Source organism: Mucilaginibacter inviolabilis, from assembly GCF_011089895.1.
Classification (GTDB): Bacteria; Bacteroidota; Bacteroidia; order Sphingobacteriales; family Sphingobacteriaceae; genus Mucilaginibacter; species Mucilaginibacter inviolabilis.
Map to the genome: position 1 here is coordinate 223,418 of NZ_JAANAT010000001.1, position 19,592 is coordinate 243,009.

A 19,592-nucleotide genomic window follows, 5' to 3' on the forward strand; every position below is an offset into this window, starting at 1 on the left:
CATGAAAGCAAGAAATATAACAGGCCTTTTTTTACTTATTTTAAGTATGGCCCAATTGTCATGCAAAAAGTTTGATGATTTACGAAAAGATCCCTCGGCTATTGTAAATGCGCCACCAAAGTTGGTATTTACCGGTCTTCTGTTGGATCTTGTACAGTCTGAAGGCCCCTGGGGGCAAGATCAAAGAAATAACCAATTTATGGTATTGAACGAGCCATATTACGGGGGGCAGTATTATGATTGGATAACAGGTAGCTATACTAACTATACTTACCTGCAAAATGTTGGTCGCCTGGAAATAGAAGCGCAAAAAAACGGTGCGACGGCTGCTCCTTACCTTGCCCTTGCTAAATTTTTCAGGGCTTATTTTTTTGTGAATTTAACTACCATGTTTGGTGATATTCCAATGAGTGAGGCCCTGAACGGGGCAACCAGTAAAATTTTCACACCGAAATATGATAGTCAGCACGATGTTTACATGCAATGTTTAAAGTTGCTGGATGATGCTAATACCCAGATAGCTCCTTTAGTGAAAAATAATGCAACTGTTGATGGGGATTTCTTTTATGACGGCAATCTTTCCAAATGGCAAAAGTTGATCAATTCTTTCCGTCTGCGGGTTTTGATTAGCCTGAGCAAGAGGGCAGATGATGCACCTGATTTAAATATCAAACAGCAATTTGCCAATATCATCAACAATCCTGCACAGTATCCTTTGATATTAACCAATGCGGATAATTTTCAATTGGTATACAATACTTCGGATGTATCCAATAATTACCCTTTATGGCCAAGCAATGGCGTTGTGCTGTACAAGGATTTGAGGAATACTTTAGGCGCTACTTATGTTGATATTATTAAAAAAACAAAAGATCCCCGGATTTTTGTAATTGCTCTGCCTACAGATTCTGCCAAGGCAAGTGGCGATCCAAATTATGCAACTGAATTTACTTCTTTCCGCGGTGCAAAAACGGGCGATTTGCAGTCTACTCAAAAAACACAGTCTATAGCAGGCTTGTTGAGCGAGATTAATTTTTATTATTGGGAGGCTAGTCCCGCTGGTATTCCTTATGTATATACAGGGGCGTCTGAAACCAATTTCAGTATCGCAGAAGCTATCAATCGCGGATGGATTTCTGGCGATGCTTCTACCTATTATAATCAGGGGATCTCGGAGTCTATGAAATTCTATGGTGTATCTGGCACTGCGATCAGTGCATTTCAAACGCAAAATCCCTATATAGGGAATACTCCAGCCGGGCTTACGCAAATACTGGAGCAAAAATATGTTGCTTTTTTTGAAAACTCAGGAAAGGAAGCCTATTACAACAACCGCAGAACGGGTGTACCTAAATTTGATGTAGGGCCACAAAATGCCAACAATAATTTAATTCCAACGCGCTGGGCTTATCCTACTGGTGAATATACCACGAACACAGTAAATGTAAAAGCGGCTATTCAAAGTCAGTTTAGCGGAGCCGATACACAAAATGGTGTAACCTGGCAAATAAAATAAGTTAACCTGTTGATTACTCCATCCTATAAAGAATTGCAATAATGCGACCCTTTATAGGATGGGGTTTATGTTTAGTATTTATTAACAATTAATAAATTGTTAATTATTTGTTAAGTGGTTGATTTGGAATTCTTGTGTAGGATAATGTATGTAAGTGTGCTGGTTTTATGTGGAAAATTATTTTAAAAAAGTTTAGTATTTATTTACTTTTTCTATTTAAATGTTTTATTTTTGAACAAATACTAAACAATAATTATAAACAAGTTTTTGCATATGCAATTAACGGTTTAAAGGTATTGGTAAGTTGATTAATGTGTTTATTTAGGGTCGTAGCGGTTACGGCCCTTTATTAATCCGTTAACTAGATAAATTATAATTCGATACTTCAATAACATAAATACATAATGAATACCATCTCAACTACTCCCTTCTCGGTTAACGGTAAATTATATACGCCTCCGGCAAAGCCTATAGTGGTTATTTGCATGGATGGCTCGGCTGATGAATATCTGGATACCACCATGACCCATGATCGCATGCCTAATCTTAAAAAAATGGTCTTGCAAGGTTACCGTGGGATGGTGCGCGGAGCTTTACCGTCTTTTACCAATGTTAATAACTCATCTATTGTAACCGGGGTTAGTCCGGCGGTACATGGTATTTGCGGTAACTTTTTCTATGATGTCCAAAAAGACCAGGAAGTGATGATGAACTCATCAGAATATCTCCGGACAGATACTTTATTGGCTGCCGCAGCAAATGCAGGGCGTAAAGTAGCTGTGGTAACAGCCAAAGAAAAATTAAGAGACATTCTTTCCTATAAACTGGATGGTATTGCTTTTTCTGCAGAAAAAGCCAATCAGGCAAAACTGGAGACACATGGTATAGAAAACGCAGAGGAAGTTATCGGGCATAAAACACCGGCTATTTATAGCGCAGAAGCCAGTCTGTTTGTTTTACGGGCAGGTGTTGCGCTGATAGAAAAAGGTATGGCCGATTTTCTGTACTTGTCTTTAACGGATTATATGCAGCATACTTATGCCCCGGACACTGAAGAATCCCTGGCATTTTACGAAGCACAGGATATTGAATTAGGTAAAATGCTTGAATTGGGCGCTATCATTGGTGCAACGGCAGATCATGGTATGAATGCCAAAGTAAAAGCTGATGGTTCGCCAAATGTATTATTTATTGAAACGATGCTTACCGAAAAGTTTGGTACAGGTTTCCGGGTTATTTGCCCTATTACCGATCCTTATGTAAAGCATCATGGTGCATTAGGTTCTTATGTGGTTGTACATGTGGAAAATGATTCGAATATCACTGAAGTGAAAAACTGGCTGGCACAGCAACCGGGTATTACCGAAGTGTACGATAAAGAAACCGGCTGCCATATTCTGGAGCAACCAGCCGATCGTACTGGTGATTTGTTCGTGTTATCTGCCCGCGATGTTGTGGTTGGAAAAACGGCTGCCGATCATGATCTGAAAGCATTAGATGGAACCTTGCGTTCGCATGGTGGCAGGTATGAAGAGATGGTGCCTTTGGTAGTTTCACATCCTTTAAATAGTGTGTACAAAATGAAGGCGCAAGGTGATCCCCGAAACTTTGATGTGTTTGATTTTGCAGTTAATGGCACCCATTAATTGGGGCCAAAAATGAAGTTTTAAGAGGACAATGAAAGAAGAAACGTTGATAACTACTGAAAATATAATCAAATCAACTTCGTTGGTTGCCGGTAAGCCGGTGATATCCGGGAAAACATTAGCGGTTAATAATCCCTATAACGGACATCTGGTGGGTACCGTAGAGATGGCAGGTTTGAATGATACGCAGGCTGCAATTGATATCGCGCTAAAAGGCGGAAAAGTACTTACCCGTTATGAAAGATACAGCGTTTTGGATAAAACCAGAACGATGCTGTTGGAAAGAAAAGAGGAATTTGCCCAACTGATCACGGCTGAGGCGGGGCTTTGCATTACCGAGGCCCGCTACGAAATCGGTCGTGCACATGATGTGTTGTTATTTGCCTCCATGGAGTGTTTGAAAGATGACGGGCAGGTGTTTTCCTGTGATATATCTCCTAATGGCAAACAACGCAAGATATTTACGTTGCGCGAGCCCTTAAAACTGGCAGTTGCCATTACACCATTTAACCATCCGCTGAACCAGGTGGCGCATAAAATTGCTCCGGCATTAGCCGCAGGTACACCGGTTATACTAAAACCTTCCGAAAAAACACCTTTAACAGCTATTCGTTTGGTAGAGTTATTGTATCTGGCTGGTTTACCGACTTATATGCTAAGCGTTCTGTTGGGAGACACCAAAGATGTGGCCGAGGCATTGGTTCAGGATCCGAGGGTTGATCTGGTGTCGTTTACGGGCAGCGTAGCTGTAGGAAAGAAGATAGCACAAACTGCGGGATATAAAAAAGTGATCCTTGAACTTGGTGGTAACGATCCTTTGATTGTATTAGAAGATGCCAATCTTGATTTGGCAGTTACACTGGCTGCGGAAGGATCTTTCCGAAATTCAGGCCAGCGTTGTACGGCAGTAAAGCGCATCCTGGTTCAGGAAAGCATTGCAGAAGAATTTACTAAACGTTTTGTTGAAAAAGCAAAAGAATACACCTGTGGTGACCCTGCAAATCCTGAAACACGAGTAGGAACTGTAATTGATGAGCAATCAGCCTTGTACCTGGAAAGTGTGGTTGACAAAGCGGTTGCCCGTGGTGCAAGAATTTTGCTGGGAGGTAAACGTACAGGCGCTTTGTTACAACCTACTGTGATTGTGGATGTTCCACGGGATGCCCAAATGGTTGTTCAGGAGTCTTTTGGCCCTTTGGCCCCAATACTCACTTTTAAAGATATTGATGATGCCATCTCCTTATCTAATTCAACGGCTTTTGGTTTATCGTCGGGTGTGGTCACCAATAATATGGAACATGCTATCCGCTTTGTGAAGGAACTAAAGGTTGGTACTGTTAATATCAATGAAGTTCCCGGTTACCGGATAGAAAATTCTCCTTTTGGAGGTATTAAAGATTCGGGTCTGGGAATAAAAGAAGGCGTCATTGAAGCCATTAAGTGCTTCACTACTGTAAAAACATTTTCAATGCCCTGGTAAAAAAATCATCATGAATAATTCATCAACATACGATTTAATTGTAATTGGCTCAGGCATACTGGGCACATTCCATGCCCTGCATGCTGCACGTTTAGGAAAAAAAGTATTACTCACCGAAAAAGATCAATATCCTGTAAGTGCAACCGTCAGAAATTTTGGTCAAGTTGTAACTTCAGGAATGTCTTCAGATTGGCTCCCTTATGCCATCAGAACGGCGGAGCTTTATAAAGAGATCCAGCAGGAATTTGATATCAGCGTACGCAACAACGGCAGCGTTTACCTGGCGTCTGATTCGGAAGAGTTACAGCTGGCACACGAACTAAAAGAGCGTATGGATACTTTTGGTTATCAGGCAGAATTATTATCCGCAAAAGACTGCTTAACTAAATGGCCGGCTTTAAACAATGAATATAGTAAGGGCGGTATATTTTTTCCACAGGAGCTAAGCGTAGAGCCGGACAAACTCATATATCGTTTGATTAAGTATGCTGTTACTAAATATCCGCAGCTTACCTACAAACCCGCAACACCTATTATTGGTTGCGAGGTTATCGGCGATCATGTGGAAGTAACCACTTCATCAAAGCAAAAATTTACTGCCGATAAGGTAATTGTATGTAATGGAGGTGAATATAAATTGCTATTTGCCGATCATTTTAAAAATAGCGGCATCATCCTGTGCAAATTACAAATGATGCGGACTGTCCCAATGCCAGAGGTTCAATTAGAAGGTAATATATTAACTGGCTTATCTATCCGCAGGTATGAATCCTTCCAGGAATGTCCCTCATATGCCACCCTTACAACTCCTGAACATTATGCCGAATTGAAAAAATGGGGAGTACATATCCTATTTAAAAAAGCGGTAGACGGCTCTATTATTATTGGCGATTCACATGAGTATGCCGATGTAAACCATTCCGACGATTTAAGTTTTAGCATCAATAGTCATATAAACGACTTGATGCTGAAAGAAGCCCAAAATATCGTCGGTTTTGATGTTAGCAAAATAGCATCAACATGGGCTGGTGTTTATCCGCAGCATAACAGCAAACACGTAGTAGAAATGGATATAGAAAGTCGCATACATATCCGTACGGCTATAGGTGGCAAAGGAATGACTTGCTCAGGTGGTTATGCCGAAGCTAGCATACAGGGAATATATAACTGATCATTAGCCAGTTTCATCGCCATCATATGAAGCAAATAAATAAGCTACTTGCGCATTCAAAAGTTTTCTTCATATGTTGGTGTATGGTGGCAGCTTTTGGTACATATTTTTGTATGTATGCCTTCCGAAAGCCATTTACCAGTGGTACCTACACCGGCCTGATGCTTTGGGGGATTGACTATAAGGCTGTTTTGATCATTACCCAGGTGCTGGGTTACATGGTATCAAAATTTATCGGTATTAAGGTTATTTCAGAGCTCAAAGCATCCGGCAGGGTAAAGCTGATTATTAAACTCATTGTTTTTGCCGAAGTTGCACTGATTTTATTCGGCCTGGTTCCATATCCTTACAATTTCATCTTTTTATTCCTGAATGGCTTACCATTAGGCATGGTATGGGGAATTGTTTTCAGTTACCTCGAAGGCCGGCGCTTTACCGAAATGCTGGCCATGGGCTTAAGTATAAGCCTCATCGTATCGTCAGGTATTTTAAAAACCATCTACTTTATGGTTCATGGATGGTTTCCATTGCTCTCTGAGTTTTGGATGCCTTGTGTTATCGGCTTGATCTTTTTACCCTTATTTCTATTGTTTGTGTGGATGCTTTCGGTAATTCCAAACCCTACAGAAACCGATAAATTGTTACGGGTAGAACGTGTAGCAATGACCAAAGCCGACAAGCGAATTATTTTAAAAGAGTACGGCCCCGCTATAATAGGTACAGGATTGGTTTACACTATATTAACCACCATGCGTGATTTTCGGGATAATTTCTCGGTAGAAATATGGAACGAAATAGCGCCTCACTGGGATAAAACAGTTTTTTCAATAACAGAGGCCATTTCGGGTGTCATTGTATTAGCAGCCATAGGTTGTCTGTCACTTATCCGTAGCAATATCAAAGGTTTCTGGGCAACTCAATATCTGGTTGTTTTAGGTTTATTAATAAGTGGGGGCAGTACGCTACTTTTTCATTTGCATGTATTAGGGCCGTTCTGGTGGATGCTTCTGGTAGGAATGGGCATGTTTTTAGCTTACACGCCAATCCAGGTAGTTTTGTTTGAGCGGATGATCGCTTTATTTAAATTAAAAGCCAACGCCGGATTCTTTGTTTATATATGCGATTCCTTTGGTTATCTGGGTAGTGTTGGTTTGTTGCTCTATAAAGAATTTTTTATGAGGGATTTAAGCTGGAGCAAGGTCTTGATGCAATTTAGTTATCTGCTTACCATTTTATGCATTGCACTATTGGTACTTGTTGCAATATTCTTTAACCGAAAACTTTGGCTCAAGGACGTTGTTTCAAGAGAGTTAGATAAGATTATTTAACTTATTGCAGTTTTTTTTAATATCCTTTTCAGAATAGAAGCTAGTGGCTCTATTCCAGTTTAAATTCTAAAGGTGCTTTTTTGGCCCATGTTTTTTGGATGGCTTTACCTCCGGCGGGTATAACGGTGACCACTTCATTGGTACCCTTCCGGATAACTGTAATATCAAAGGAATGACCGAAAGCTTTAATATTTTTCAGTGTCATAAAGTTCCAGTCTTTTGGTAATCTGGGGCATAGGGTAAATGAATGAAATCCGGTAGGTCTGATACCAAATAAGCCTTCGGTGAATATCCGGCAGTACAAACCACTTTCGGCAGAAAGATGTCTTTGGTTTCCTTCGGGATAGGCTTCAACAGGGTAGGGTACATGTTCGCCCAAAAGCCTGCGGTGTGAATAGTAACGTAAAAAAGTCATAGCTTGTTCAGTTGCCCCGGCCTGCAACACGCCGCGGAGCGCATAAAGCGTGGAGCGGTCCCAAAAGGTTTCCTGACCGGCTTGAGTGGCCAAACCGTCGGCAGTCCATAGCTGAGGTGAAAACAGGGCATCAATGGTGCCTTTGCTCCGGTCATATATACCCATAGTAAGCGGCATACAGATCCAGGCGCGCAAAACGTCATTGGTTTCGTAATATTTGTAGGTATGAAACCCTGCTATATCGGCACCGAAATATTTTTCAATATTTTCCTTAAGCCGAGCTGCTTGTTGGTTGTATTGGTCAGTTTGTTGTTTAGGTAATTGTAATTGCCGGCCAAGTACAGCCGATGATATCAACGCATCATAATAAAGGCAGTTGGTTGATAGATTGGCTTTGCCCGAGGGGAATCGGCCTTCTAATTCGTCACTTTTTGACTCTACAACGCCTTGTGAATTAATGTGTCGGCGACTATACTCCAGGCACCAGGAGATGAGTGGCCACAGGACTTTGGCTGAATCTGCATTACCATAAGTAAGGGCATACCTGGATGCTCCGTAGGCTATCATAGCCTGATCTCCACGATCACCGGCGCCTTTCCAAACGGTATCGCCCTCGGCCACGATAGAACTTGGCAAGGCATTATAATCCGAGTTCATATACCGTGCAAACATCCGGTAAGCATTCATCGCGGATAGATTCCCAATCTTGTCACCAGAAATGGCAAAATAAGGGTTGATATATTCTGCCTGGTCATTGGCCCAGATAGCTGCATAATAAGATAAGCCGCCAGGACCGTGCATATACCCTCCTTTGGTTTTAAAAATGCTTTCTGTAGCCCTGATCTTGGCAAAAGCAAACATGGCATTCAGTATGCTGTCAGGTGTTTGCAGCTGTAAAGGCGCCTCGATTTCATCTATACGGCTTTGACGTGCTTTTTCTTCCAATTCAGGATTAACAGGCCGAAGCGATGAGGGATGATCTGTAGCCCGGTAGCAAACTGAGAATGTGTACGATTGCCCCGATTGCAATACCCTGCTGCCATCATTTACAGATTGCATAATAATGGTGTGTGGTGCACCCTTACTTCTGATAGTATCGGTAGTAGCCTCGCGCTTCAAATGCTCCACGAAAATCGTCACCGGTTTATTACCGATATTGGTGAATTTATACTTTTCAATGGCCAGGGGTTTATCTACAGATGGGAAAAAAGCACGTTCTATCTTAACAGATTTCTGATCGCCGACCTGTTCTTCAATGCGCATGATACCATGCTGATTAATACTTTTTACTCGTATACCAATACTTGCTGCCGAAGGATCTGATTGTAACAACATGCCATCCACATACATTCTGGGCAAAGCGTTATCGTCAAATGTATAAGCGATATGACTGCGCGTATCATCAGGAAGCATACGAAAGGTAGGGAAAACTACAGTGCGGGTAATATGGCAAATTTTGGAAGTGTCTACACTATAAGCTACCCAGAGAGACACTTTCTCTCCAGACATTTCTATATGATCGGCATGTGGTAAATGGTTACTGATAATCCAGGTAATGCTGCCATCTGGTTGTAAAAGCCATCTGTCATCTTGCCGGGGCAATGATAGTTGCTGAGCGTAGGACTGGGATGCCTTTATAAGGAATGCTAACAGGACAAGCAAAAGTTTATGCAAGGAAGATTTCATTAAATGTTTTTGTATGAGGTGACTGATGTTTTATTATTTCACGCTGACTTTTACCTGCTGACCAGGTTTAACAACTACTTCTGCAAAGGATATTACCTTCCCTTGCGGATCTGTTTCTTGTTTGATCGTTACAGGTTTGTGGTCGGCATAAGCTTGATGATAACTGCCGTAAAACATGGCTTTCCATTTTAGTGGCTGTTTCCCGCTATTGGCCAATGCAGATTGATGTCTGTCAAGATGTGTGACATTTATTAGCGTATTCAACAGAGGCAGGTTACTGATAGCGGCGGTACCTATTTGTTCCGTTTTATAAATAGTGCTAATACTATGTGTACGCGCGTCCGGCGTAACACCCATCAGTCCCTGAACAATACCTTCTATCACTCCAAAAGAAACCTCCGGATATTCTCTCCTGGCAGTACTTTCATCTGAAAGGTACAGGATATAATTTCTTGCTTTATCCCAGGAGCCTTTGTTATAAAATATTAAAGGTAAATACGAGGTATTCTCCACATTCCAGATTTTGGAACTGAGGTGTGTTAATGTTTGTGCTACACGGGCATTATCCTTTAAAGCATCAAACCAAAGTAAAAAGGCTTCTCCTTCATCTTTACCAAAACGACCATCGTTGCTGTAATAGGTATAATATAATTTATCTTTTTCATCCCACCAGTTAGCCTCCAGTTGTTGCCTGTATTTTTCGGCTTTATTACTATATAATGCAGCTTCTTTAAGCCGGCCTTTTTCTGTCAACATAGCTGCGTAGGTTAGCAGACCTCTATATAATGCGGCTACCAGATCGGCACCTGTTTTTAAGTTAGGAACTCCTTCTGAATAAGAAGGTAAACCACGGCAGCGATGAAACGAGTCGCTTTCATTAAAAGGCACCGGTGCATTGGGGTGAGCGGGCCTGGTTAACATAGAATCGGCAGATAACACCCAGGTGTTTATATAATCATTTACCGTTTTTTCCTGAAAGTGCACAAATGCGGGATTGTTGATATAATACTTGTCGCCTGTCCATAAATAAAGCCTCCAGCTGGCATTCAGTACATCAAAATTGGCAGGCAGATTATACCAGAATTCGCGGTCGTTCCTATAGTCTTCTGGGGCTGGCTTTCCCGATTTATTGATTTCCCAGTAGGAACACCAGTTTTTTGATGCTGATATATTGCTCACAAACAACGTCAGCATGTTACGGTTCTCCTGTTTCAGTCCTAATACTTCAGCGCCAATACTTTGATGTGATACATCGCGCATGCAAAAAGCATCCCGGGGTGGCAATGCCGATTCATACCATGGACCTACTGGATCTGAAGCGTGGCCTTTATAGTGCAGGGCCATACTTTTAGCCCACACAAAAGCCTGCTCCATTTTTTTATCAGATGAAGTAAATTTGACACCATTATCCTGAGCCGTAGCCGGTGAAAAAGAAATGATGCCAAGCAACGCTGCAGAAGTAAATATTCTGTTAAGCAAGGAAACAGTTGAACTCATGTTAAATTAGATATGTTCTGGTCTATTCTGGTCTATTTTATAAAAATAGATATTTTTCTTTATTGTCCAAACTTATTTTGCAAGTACAAACGGAGAAAATAAAATAAACATCAGCACCATCAGCAATAATAGTATTCCGCTATAGATGTGCCGGTTCTCCCAGGGTTTCATATCTACTACATTATTAAGCTTTTGCCGGTAGGGTACAGGCATGGGATAAAGTTTACCTATAACCAGCATGAGTCCGCAGGTTATTACAAATAATATAGCCAGAATGTGCAGGAAATGAATGTGCATATCAAATACCAATTGAGTAAGACCATAGGCAACTATAAAAAATAACAAACCTATTTTGGCAGCTATAGCCGGGACTCTTTTAGTTACAAAGCCCATAAACATGATGGTAAAAATGGGCACATTGAAAAAACCATTGACAATTTGTACATAGGTATAAAAACCATTCTTAACAAAAATAATGAAAGGGGCTATGAACATGGCTGTTAAGCAAATGATGATCTCAAACCTCTTAGCTATGCTGATCATGCTTTTTTCGGTAGTTTGCCTGGAGCGCTTTTCCATCCAGGGCTTATAGATGTTTAGTACAAATAAGGTGCTTGAGCTGTTTAAACCCGCGTTGAAAGTGGTAAGTGCAGCACCAAAAATAATAGCCGCTATATATCCTGCTATAAAAGGAGGCGATACCAAACTATCCAGCTTGGGAAATACCTCGGCCGAATTATCCAGATGCGTAAATATATGTACTGCAATTAAGCCGGGTACATTTAAAAGTAATGGCGATATCAATTTGCCTAAACAGGCTACTGCTATACCTTTTTGGCAGCTTTTAAGATCTTTTGAAGCCAGAACCTGCTGAACTATATATTGCTCGGTGCCCCAATAATACAAGTTCACCAAAAGCATACCGGTAAACAGGGTAGCAAAGGGAATAGGATCAGATTTGGAACCTATACTGTTCAGATGTTCCTGATGAGTATGCAACAGGATATGTAAACCTTGCATGATACTACCTTGTCCAAGATACCTGAGACCGAAGAAAGGTAGTAAAAGCCCGCCAGCAAAAATACCCAGACCCAGTAGGGTATCCGAAATAGAAATAGCTTTTAATCCCCCTAGCAAAGAGTAGAGGCAACCAACAGTTCCCATGACCCAGATGAGTATCCAAATAGTTGTCCAGTAATCTGTATGCCAGATCTCCGAAAAATGAAATAACCCGTTAAATGCAACCGCCCCGCTATACAATACAGATGGTAACAAATTAATGATATAGCTGATCAAAAAAATAAAGGAAACCAATTTTCCTATTCCGGGGCTATACCTGGCTATAAGATAATCAGGTGTGGTGGCTATGCCCAGTTTAAGATACATCGGCATCAAAAATTCAGAAACCAGCAGCATGGCCAGTACCGATGTCATTCCCCAGGCCATTACCGACATGTTGTGGGTATACGTAAGTTCGTTTTCGCCAATAATGGTAGCCGTGTTGATATTAGTAAATAACAAGCCTCCACCCACCAGCAAAAAGCTTAAGCTACGATCGGCCAAGAATAAACCGTTTAGTGTATTGAGCTTACTTTTTCTTGATTTATACCAGGACACCAGCCCCACGATGCCGGTAAAAAAAAGAAAGCTGGTTAAAATAAGCCAATTCACCTTTGCGTAATTTAAGTGCTTTAAAGTGTATTCCGTTCAGATAAAATCATCGGAACCGTTAAACTGATCTTTTCTTTATTCAATATCGCTTGTCCAGCCAGTTTTCCCATATTCGAAAAATCGGCAGAGAAAGTAGTGATCCCTATGATCTCTTTAGCCGGTTCATCGTTGTGGGATAGTATACCCAGATCTTTCCCGGGGATTAGTTTTTGACTATTACAATCGCGCATGATCTGCCAAAGTGCAAAGTTGTCCAACGTAAAATAAACCTTTCCTTTTTCCACGGTACCGGGTGTATATTCATTTACGATACGGCCCTTGATATTAAAATCCTTCAGGAATTTTTTGAAAGACTTAACCATCTCCTTAGGATCCAATGAGGTAGGTGAGTGATAGAATATCATTTCATCAAACCGGCTTATTTTAGGCGCTAGCTGCGAAAAGATCTTATAGGATGATTGACCAAACTCCTGGGTTATATGGTTAAAATCGCCTTCCAGCGGTTCGTAACGGTCAAACATCAGGAACTTGTTACGTGGGATAGTATCCAGCAACTCTTTGGTTTTGGGATGGGGGATAGGTGCTATCACATACATCCCATATTTTCCTTTGATCTGGGTGAGGATAGTTTCAAATATCTCGATATCACCATGATGAAAATACGGATTTAGGCGAATGTTTTGGCCCAGCTCATGACGGAAATTACGATAAAATTGCTCTTCAAAAGTATCCAGGTTATACATGAGTAACGCCACATTCAGTGTCTGCTCCGTATTGCCATTGCCCACAAAGTATCCTAATCTGTTTTTAGATTCTACAATACCGCGACTAATCAGATCTTTATAGCCTTTAATAATCGTTTCCCTGGAGAAACCTAACTCTTTGATCAATCTGTTTACCGAGGGTAGCATCTCATCCTGCGCAATAGCTTTTTCGTTAATGGCATTGATGATTCCCTGTACAAACCGGTCATGTTTTGAATAAGATGGTATATCGGTGAGCTTTTTTATTTCTTGAAAAATTCTATCCATTTCACGTGTAGATTTTAGCCAAAGTAAGAAAAAGGCGACAAGCGGGTTACCCTTTTTCTTATTAATTTAATTGGGTTAGATTTAATTTTTTGTTCAACAATAATTTTAGTATAGCCGGTAAAATGATGAACTAAACGGTTCCAACAAATAGTTTAAAAACTTTTTAAACCCTAAATTTTAACACTTTTCGGTTCAAAAACTGGGTGAAAACTGCTTAAAAACGCGTGCAAAACATCGATTTTAACACTTTTTAACAAATTTTAACGCGGTTTTGATGTGTTTTCAAAACTTTAAAAAGTATTAATTTATTGATTGTCAAATAACTAAGTTTAAAATGGTCTGTTTTTGACCCTGTTTCTTCTTAAACTAAACAGCCCGCTTCTCTGATTAAAAGAGAACCGGGCTGTTTTCATATAAATATACGAAATATTTGCCCGTGTTACAATTTACATCGTATGATCATATTCTTTCAATCACTAAACACGTTGTTATTTTAATTAATAGCCAGGATTCTGCTTCAGGCTTTTGTTTAAATCTATCTCTGTCTGCGGGATTGGCCACAGGTAGTTTTTTGCCGGGTCAAATACGCGTGCGGCTCCTACTTTTATGGTTGTTCCAGGTGTTAGGGTAAGTGCGCCGGTTGTTTGGTTCACAGTGCCCAGTAAACTGCCTGTTACCTGCCCGTTCATTACCTGCTGGCCAATCTGCCAGCGTTGTATATCAAACCAGCGAAGACCTTCAACAGCCAGTTCAACCCTTCTTTCCCTGCGCAGTAATGTGCGGAGACTGTTCTGGTCGTTGTACCTGGACTGATCTACAGCGGGCAGGTTTACATCTGGTCGCTGCCGTACAGCATTGATGTCATCATATACCGAAGCATCTATTTTGTTACTTTCAATTTTGGCTTCTGCATCCATCAGCTTTATTTCGGCATAGCGTATCAAAATAACATCCATACCTACCTGGTCCAGGTTCGGGAAGTCGGCAATAAAAGGAGTGTACTTACGTAAGCCATAAGCCGAAGGACTGCAGTTGTTATCGCCCCAATGATCCAGGGTTTTGGGGCTGGATGAAATCGGGTCATAATAAAAACCATAAGGCAGTTTGCTGCTGTACTGTGCGCCAGGATAAAATACAGTTGCGGTAAGCCGGGGATCTCTGTTTTGATAGGGCTGGGCAGGATTGTATCCCGATGCCGGATCATCAATAGTTTTACCATTGGTTGTTTCATAAGCATCTACCAGGTTTTGTGTAGGAGCAATGGAGTTATAACCGCCTAATGAATTGATGGTCATATTTCTGGCCCAGCCAAAATTATTATCGCTTGCTTTAAACTGAACATCCAGTATTACTTCCTGATTGTCGGCAAAAGGCTGACGGAAAAGGTTAACATAACTAGGGTAGATGCTGTAAGTAAACGGCGCGGTCATTAGTTGCTGACAATCGGCTATACATTGCGGGTACATTTGGTTAAACAATTCTATCCTGGCTTTTAAAGCTATAGCGGCGCCGCGGGTAATACGCCCGATGTCTGAACCGGAATAACTAACCGGCAAATCCGGAGCAATAGCGGTAAGCTCGTTTAATATATACTTAACCACATCGGTTTTTGATGATTGAGTTACTTTGTTAGCCGCATCCGGTGTTAAATTATGCTCAACCAGCGGAACAGATCCGTATAACTGGCTCAACGTAAAATACTCATAGGCCCGTAAAAAACGAGCTTCGGCAATGGTACGGGCTTTAAGTGTTGCATCCATAGTGGCAGCGCCTACATTATCTAAAAACCAGTTACAGGTTTGTATACAGCTATAGTTCCATTTTGTATAGCCCGGATTGGTTGGCGTAGCGATACCTGCGGACAGGGCCAGCCAGTTTTCCCAGGGAAACTGGTCAAAGGTGTTATCGGAATTATTATCAGCAAAAATTCCGTAATAGCCGTTATTGCCGCCCCCCCATTTGGAGTAGCAGCCATTGAGCGCCGCGAGCACGTCGCCAGATGATTTCCATAATACGGTATTGGTATAAGAATCTAAAGGAGCCCTGTCAAGGAAATCCTTTTTACAGCCCGATGATGCCATCGTGGCTAAAATAATTATGGTTATGAATAGATATTTCATTGGAGTAATTTTTTAATAATTAAAATGTTACCTCAACACCCAGGGTATTTGTTTTTAGCTGCGGGTATGATCCGTAAGCGTTATTCCCGGCATTGGTTTCGGGGTCAACCCATTTGTAGAAGCTGGTGAATGTGAGGATATTTTGCCCGCTGTAATAAATCTTAACGCCTTTTACACCCAGTTTGGCAAGCGTGTTAGCCGGTAGCGTATAACTCACCAATAAATTCTTTAATCTTAAATAAGAAGCATTTCTTACCCAAAAGGATGATACAAAATTTTGCGGGTTATTTTGCGTATAGGTTGACCACAGACGCGGGAATGTGGCCGATGTATTGGTTGGTGTCCAGGCATTTAGTAAAGCTGTGGTTGGGTTGCCAATGTTAGCTTGTTGTAATGAACCCAATTCAAAACCCTGTACATAGTTCTTCACGCCTAATGCGCCCTGGAAAAAGCCGCTCACGTTAAATCCTTTCCAGCCGGCCCCCAGTGTAAAACCAAATGTGGTTTTTGGGAAAGGCGATCCCAGGTATACGCGGTCGTTACCATCAATAACGCCATCTGGCTTGCCATTTGGCCCGCTGATGTCTTTGTACATCAAATCGCCGGGGCCAATAACACCGCCGCTTTGTTTGGCGTGGTCATTCACCTGTTGTTGTGTCTGGAAAATACCTTCTACCTGGTATCCGTAAAATGCCTGGAGCGGGTAACCCACAACTCTTCCGCTTGAAATAGAGCCTGTACCTGCCAGATCGGTTATTTTATTGGTGATGAAGGATGCGTTAACAGCAATATTGTAGGATACATTACCAATTTTGTTTCTGTACGCCGCGGAGAGTTCCCAGCCTGAGTTACGTACCGCACCCGCATTTTGATAAGGTGTAGTAAAGCCATAAACACTGCTGGCAGGTAATTGCAACAGTATGCCATTGGTGTTTTTTACAAAATAGTCGGCAGTGAAACTTAAATTACTATTCAGAAGCTCCATATCTACTCCCACATCTGTCGTAGTCGTTTTTTCCCAGGTAATAGCCGGATTGGCGCCGTTGTTTAAGGCGATACCAGGGGCAAGGGTTTGGTTGAACGAGTAATTCTGCCCGCTTGATATAACCGAAACCGCCGGATAAGCAAAAGGGACATTAAGGCCGTTTGTAGTACCGAGCGTTTGATTACCTAGTTTACCCCAGGAACCCCGTAGTTTAAGCAGAGGGATAACATTTGATAAGGAACCGAAAAATGATTCTTTCGAAATATTCCAGCCGGCAGAGAATGATGGATAAACGCCCCATCGTTGTCCGTTGGCAAACCGGGACGAACCATCATCGCGCAGATTGGCTTCAAACAGGTACTTGTCATCATAAGAATACCTGGCACGGCCAAAATACGATAGGAGGGCTAGCTGACTGGAAGTGCCTGCATTTTGCTGCCCTAAGGATGGTGCCGCGTTTATTTGCGATAAAGAGCTGTTGAGGAAATTTTGCCTGTACGCATATAGATACTGATAGGTTGTTAATTCCTGTGAGCTACCGGCCAATATATCAATGCTGTGTTTGCCAAAATGCCTGTCATATTCTAATAATGCCTGCAGGTTGTAGTAGCTATTGATGGCATTAGTATTGGCTATAGAACTTTGGCTGATAGTTGCTTGCACCACGCTTGGATTCTTGGGGTCATAATAAATATCTGCGGGTTTAAACTCCTGGGCCGGGTTTGTGTTATAGCGGTAGGAGAATGATGGTTTAAAATGGAGTCCTTTAACAGGTTCCCAATCAGCCCCTGCGTTGCCGGTAAAAAGAGAGTTTTGGTTATTGTTATAGCCTGGTGAATTAAGCCAGGAAATTGGGTTACCAAAAGAAAGGTAATTATAAACACCATTTTTATATTGATTGACAACCGTGCTGCTCATGGCTGCTGTTGTACCAATAATACCGCCTATATCCCCGCCGCCTAAACCATCTGGTGCCTGGGTAGGGGCATATAAAAACGACAGGTTGGCATTTACACTAAAGTTTTTGGTGAGGGCCGAATTGAGGTTCATACGGGTGGAGTATCTTTTATAGTTTGATTTTTGTATGATACCATCCTGTTGAAAATAGCCCATAGAGAAAGCATATTGAGTTTTCTCATCTCCACCGCTGATGTTAACAGCGTGATTTTGCTGAAACCCGCTCCCTTTATACAAAAAGCCCTGCCAATCGGTATTAGGATGTGTATCCGGGTCGGTTTGGTTTTTAAATAAGGTAATGTCATTCGCCGTCCAGTACGGTGCCTGACCTTCGTTTGCCAGTGCCTGGTTATATAGGGTAGCTGCCTGCCAGGAAGGTAAAAAATCGGGCAGATTGGTAGGCTTTTGCTTGCCTGCGTAGGCGGTATAATTTACCTGCATTTTGCCGCCTTTGCCTCGTTTGGTAGTAACCAATATAACCCCATTGGCAGCCCGTGATCCGTATATCGCCGCCGAAGCCGCATCTTTTAATACAGAAACAGATTGTACATCATTGGGGTTTACATCTGATAAATTACCGATAATACCATCAATAACTACCATAGGGGTGCTGTTATTCAGTGTACCTATACCGCGTATATTAATGTTTCCGGTTGTACCAGGCTGTCCGCCTGTTGTGGTAACCGTAACCCCGGCCATAGTACCCTGTAACGCATCGTTCAGGTTGGTAACCGGCCGGTCCTGCAATTCTTTTGCCCCAATTGCCGATACGGAGCCGGTAAGGTTGGCCTTTTTTTGCGTGCCGTAAGCCACTACCACTACTTCACTCAAATTTCTGGTTTTTTTATCTTCTGTCATCACCACATTGCCATCCCAGCTGCCCGTAACCTTTATTGTTAGTTTTTCATAACCCAAAAAGGAGAACACCAGGGTAGCGTTTTCAGGTGCGCTGATTTTGAAAGATCCATTGACATCGGTAATGGTGCCTTGAGAGGTGCCGGCAAGACTCACGCTGACAGAAGGCATAGGCAGGCCCTGTTCATCTTTAACATGGCCCGAAATGGTTTTAAGTTGTTGGGAGAAACCTTGTTGAAAGCTGAGCAGCAAAACACAGCAAAGCATAACAAGTCCCAGGGTTTTAGGTACTTTTCTTTTCATAACAAGTTTAAATTAAGTGGTCTATTCTGGTCTATTCTAAAATAAAAGTAGTAACTTTTTAAATACAAACAAATTTATTTTTGAATGCTTTGGAGTTTTGACCCTGAACTCCATAAAAGAGGGCTTCTGAACGGGGCTTTTTTGCGCAAAAATGAAGGAGATATAAGCTGGTTATCTGCCCCAATAAGCTAATGGATTAACTTTTTACGTTACCTGTAAGGCATTACGTTAATATAACATCAACAGGGTGTTAGAAATTTGTAATGATTTGTTGAAATGAATAAAACCTTCATTATATTAGATAAAATTTTTTATCACTATTAACCCTATAAGACTCCTGCTGCTGATTTAATGAAAAGCGATATCCCGAAAACATATTCAGAGTTTGAATTCAGACGGGTATTTGAAACATACAACCGCCAGGTTTATGCCCAGGTTTATGCTTTAGCAAAATCGCATTACGCAGCAGAGGAAATTACCCAGGAAATATTTATCAGGATCTGGCAGAATCGCGAAGTACTTAATAGCGTAAAAAACCTGGATGGATACATTTATACTATTGTTCGTAACTACTCTTTAAATTATTTAAGAAAGGCCGCAAGCGATATGCGGCTCACCAACCACTTAATGCAGGTTGCTGTGGCTGGCTATAACGATACCGAATCGGCGGTGCAATTGTCTGAATGCCAGCAACTGATTCATGCGGCGGTGAGCAAATTATCACCGCAGCGCAGGTTGGTTTATGAACTGAGCAAAAACAACGATCTGAGTTATGACGATATCGCGTCGCAGTTAAACTTATCAAAACATACCGTCAAAAATCATCTGCTATCTGCATTAGCCTCTATAAAAGGATATCTTACGCAGCATGGTATCGATCCAACACTTATCCTTATTTTCATGATCGTTAAGTTATAGCTATCAAAAAAGA

At 41.5% G+C, this 19,592-nt stretch carries 12 protein-coding genes; 6 read left to right on the forward strand and 6 right to left on the reverse strand.

The window, feature by feature from the left end; all coding sequences use genetic code 11:
* Position 1 precedes the first annotated feature (1 nt).
* The 5 genes from G7092_RS00905 to G7092_RS00925 all read left to right on the forward strand — a co-directional run bounded on the left by G7092_RS00905 (position 2) and on the right by G7092_RS00925 (position 7,141).
* A complete protein-coding gene (locus G7092_RS00905) occupies positions 2-1,516 on the forward strand; it encodes a SusD/RagB family nutrient-binding outer membrane lipoprotein (RefSeq protein WP_166085261.1) in 1,515 nt (504 codons plus the stop codon).
* Positions 1,517-1,920: 404 nt separating this feature from the next.
* Positions 1,921-3,162 (forward strand): phosphonoacetate hydrolase, encoded by a 1,242-nt coding sequence (gene phnA / locus G7092_RS00910; RefSeq protein ID WP_166085263.1) that lies wholly within the window; start codon positions 1,921-1,923, stop codon positions 3,160-3,162.
* A 31-nt stretch (positions 3,163-3,193) separates the two neighbouring features.
* Complete coding sequence (phnY, locus tag G7092_RS00915; RefSeq protein ID WP_166085265.1) at positions 3,194-4,642, forward strand: phosphonoacetaldehyde dehydrogenase; 1,449 nt, start codon at positions 3,194-3,196, stop codon at positions 4,640-4,642.
* 10 nt (positions 4,643-4,652) lie between these two features.
* On the forward strand, positions 4,653-5,813 hold the full coding sequence (locus G7092_RS00920; protein ID WP_166085267.1) for a TIGR03364 family FAD-dependent oxidoreductase: 1,161 nt from the start codon (positions 4,653-4,655) through the stop codon (positions 5,811-5,813).
* Positions 5,814-5,896: 83 nt separating this feature from the next.
* The gene (locus G7092_RS00925) at positions 5,897-7,141 is read left to right on the forward strand and encodes a DUF5690 family protein (protein WP_202985189.1); all 1,245 of its coding nucleotides are present in this window, start codon (positions 5,897-5,899) and stop codon (positions 7,139-7,141) included.
* A 49-nt stretch (positions 7,142-7,190) separates the two neighbouring features.
* Here G7092_RS00925 and G7092_RS00930 read toward each other — a convergent pair whose 3' ends face one another.
* The 6 genes from G7092_RS00930 to G7092_RS00955 all read right to left on the reverse strand — a co-directional run bounded on the left by G7092_RS00930 (position 7,191) and on the right by G7092_RS00955 (position 18,661).
* Positions 7,191-9,242 carry a hypothetical protein gene (locus G7092_RS00930; protein WP_166085271.1) on the reverse strand — a complete coding sequence of 684 codons (2,052 nt, stop codon included), beginning with the start codon at positions 9,240-9,242 and terminating at the stop codon, positions 7,191-7,193.
* Positions 9,243-9,275: 33 nt separating this feature from the next.
* Positions 9,276-10,739: a glucosidase family protein gene (locus G7092_RS00935; protein ID WP_166085274.1), complete on the reverse strand. Its 1,464-nt coding sequence runs from the start codon at positions 10,737-10,739 to the stop codon at positions 9,276-9,278.
* A 72-nt stretch (positions 10,740-10,811) separates the two neighbouring features.
* On the reverse strand, positions 10,812-12,410 hold the full coding sequence (locus G7092_RS00940) for a solute:sodium symporter family transporter (protein ID WP_166085276.1): 1,599 nt from the start codon (positions 12,408-12,410) through the stop codon (positions 10,812-10,814).
* Between the two features lie 20 nt (positions 12,411-12,430).
* Positions 12,431-13,441, reverse strand: a complete 1,011-nt coding sequence (locus tag G7092_RS00945) for a winged helix-turn-helix domain-containing protein (RefSeq protein WP_166085278.1) — start codon at positions 13,439-13,441, stop codon at positions 12,431-12,433.
* Between the two features lie 497 nt (positions 13,442-13,938).
* Positions 13,939-15,561: a RagB/SusD family nutrient uptake outer membrane protein gene (locus G7092_RS00950; protein ID WP_166085280.1), complete on the reverse strand. Its 1,623-nt coding sequence runs from the start codon at positions 15,559-15,561 to the stop codon at positions 13,939-13,941.
* 19 nt (positions 15,562-15,580) lie between these two features.
* On the reverse strand, positions 15,581-18,661 hold the full coding sequence (locus G7092_RS00955; RefSeq protein ID WP_166085282.1) for a SusC/RagA family TonB-linked outer membrane protein: 3,081 nt from the start codon (positions 18,659-18,661) through the stop codon (positions 15,581-15,583).
* A gap of 351 nt (positions 18,662-19,012) precedes the next feature.
* Between G7092_RS00955 and G7092_RS00960 the strand changes: the two genes are divergently transcribed.
* Positions 19,013-19,579 carry an RNA polymerase sigma factor gene (locus tag G7092_RS00960; RefSeq protein ID WP_166085284.1) on the forward strand — a complete coding sequence of 189 codons (567 nt, stop codon included), beginning with the start codon at positions 19,013-19,015 and terminating at the stop codon, positions 19,577-19,579.
* The last annotated feature ends 13 nt before the right edge of the window (positions 19,580-19,592 follow it).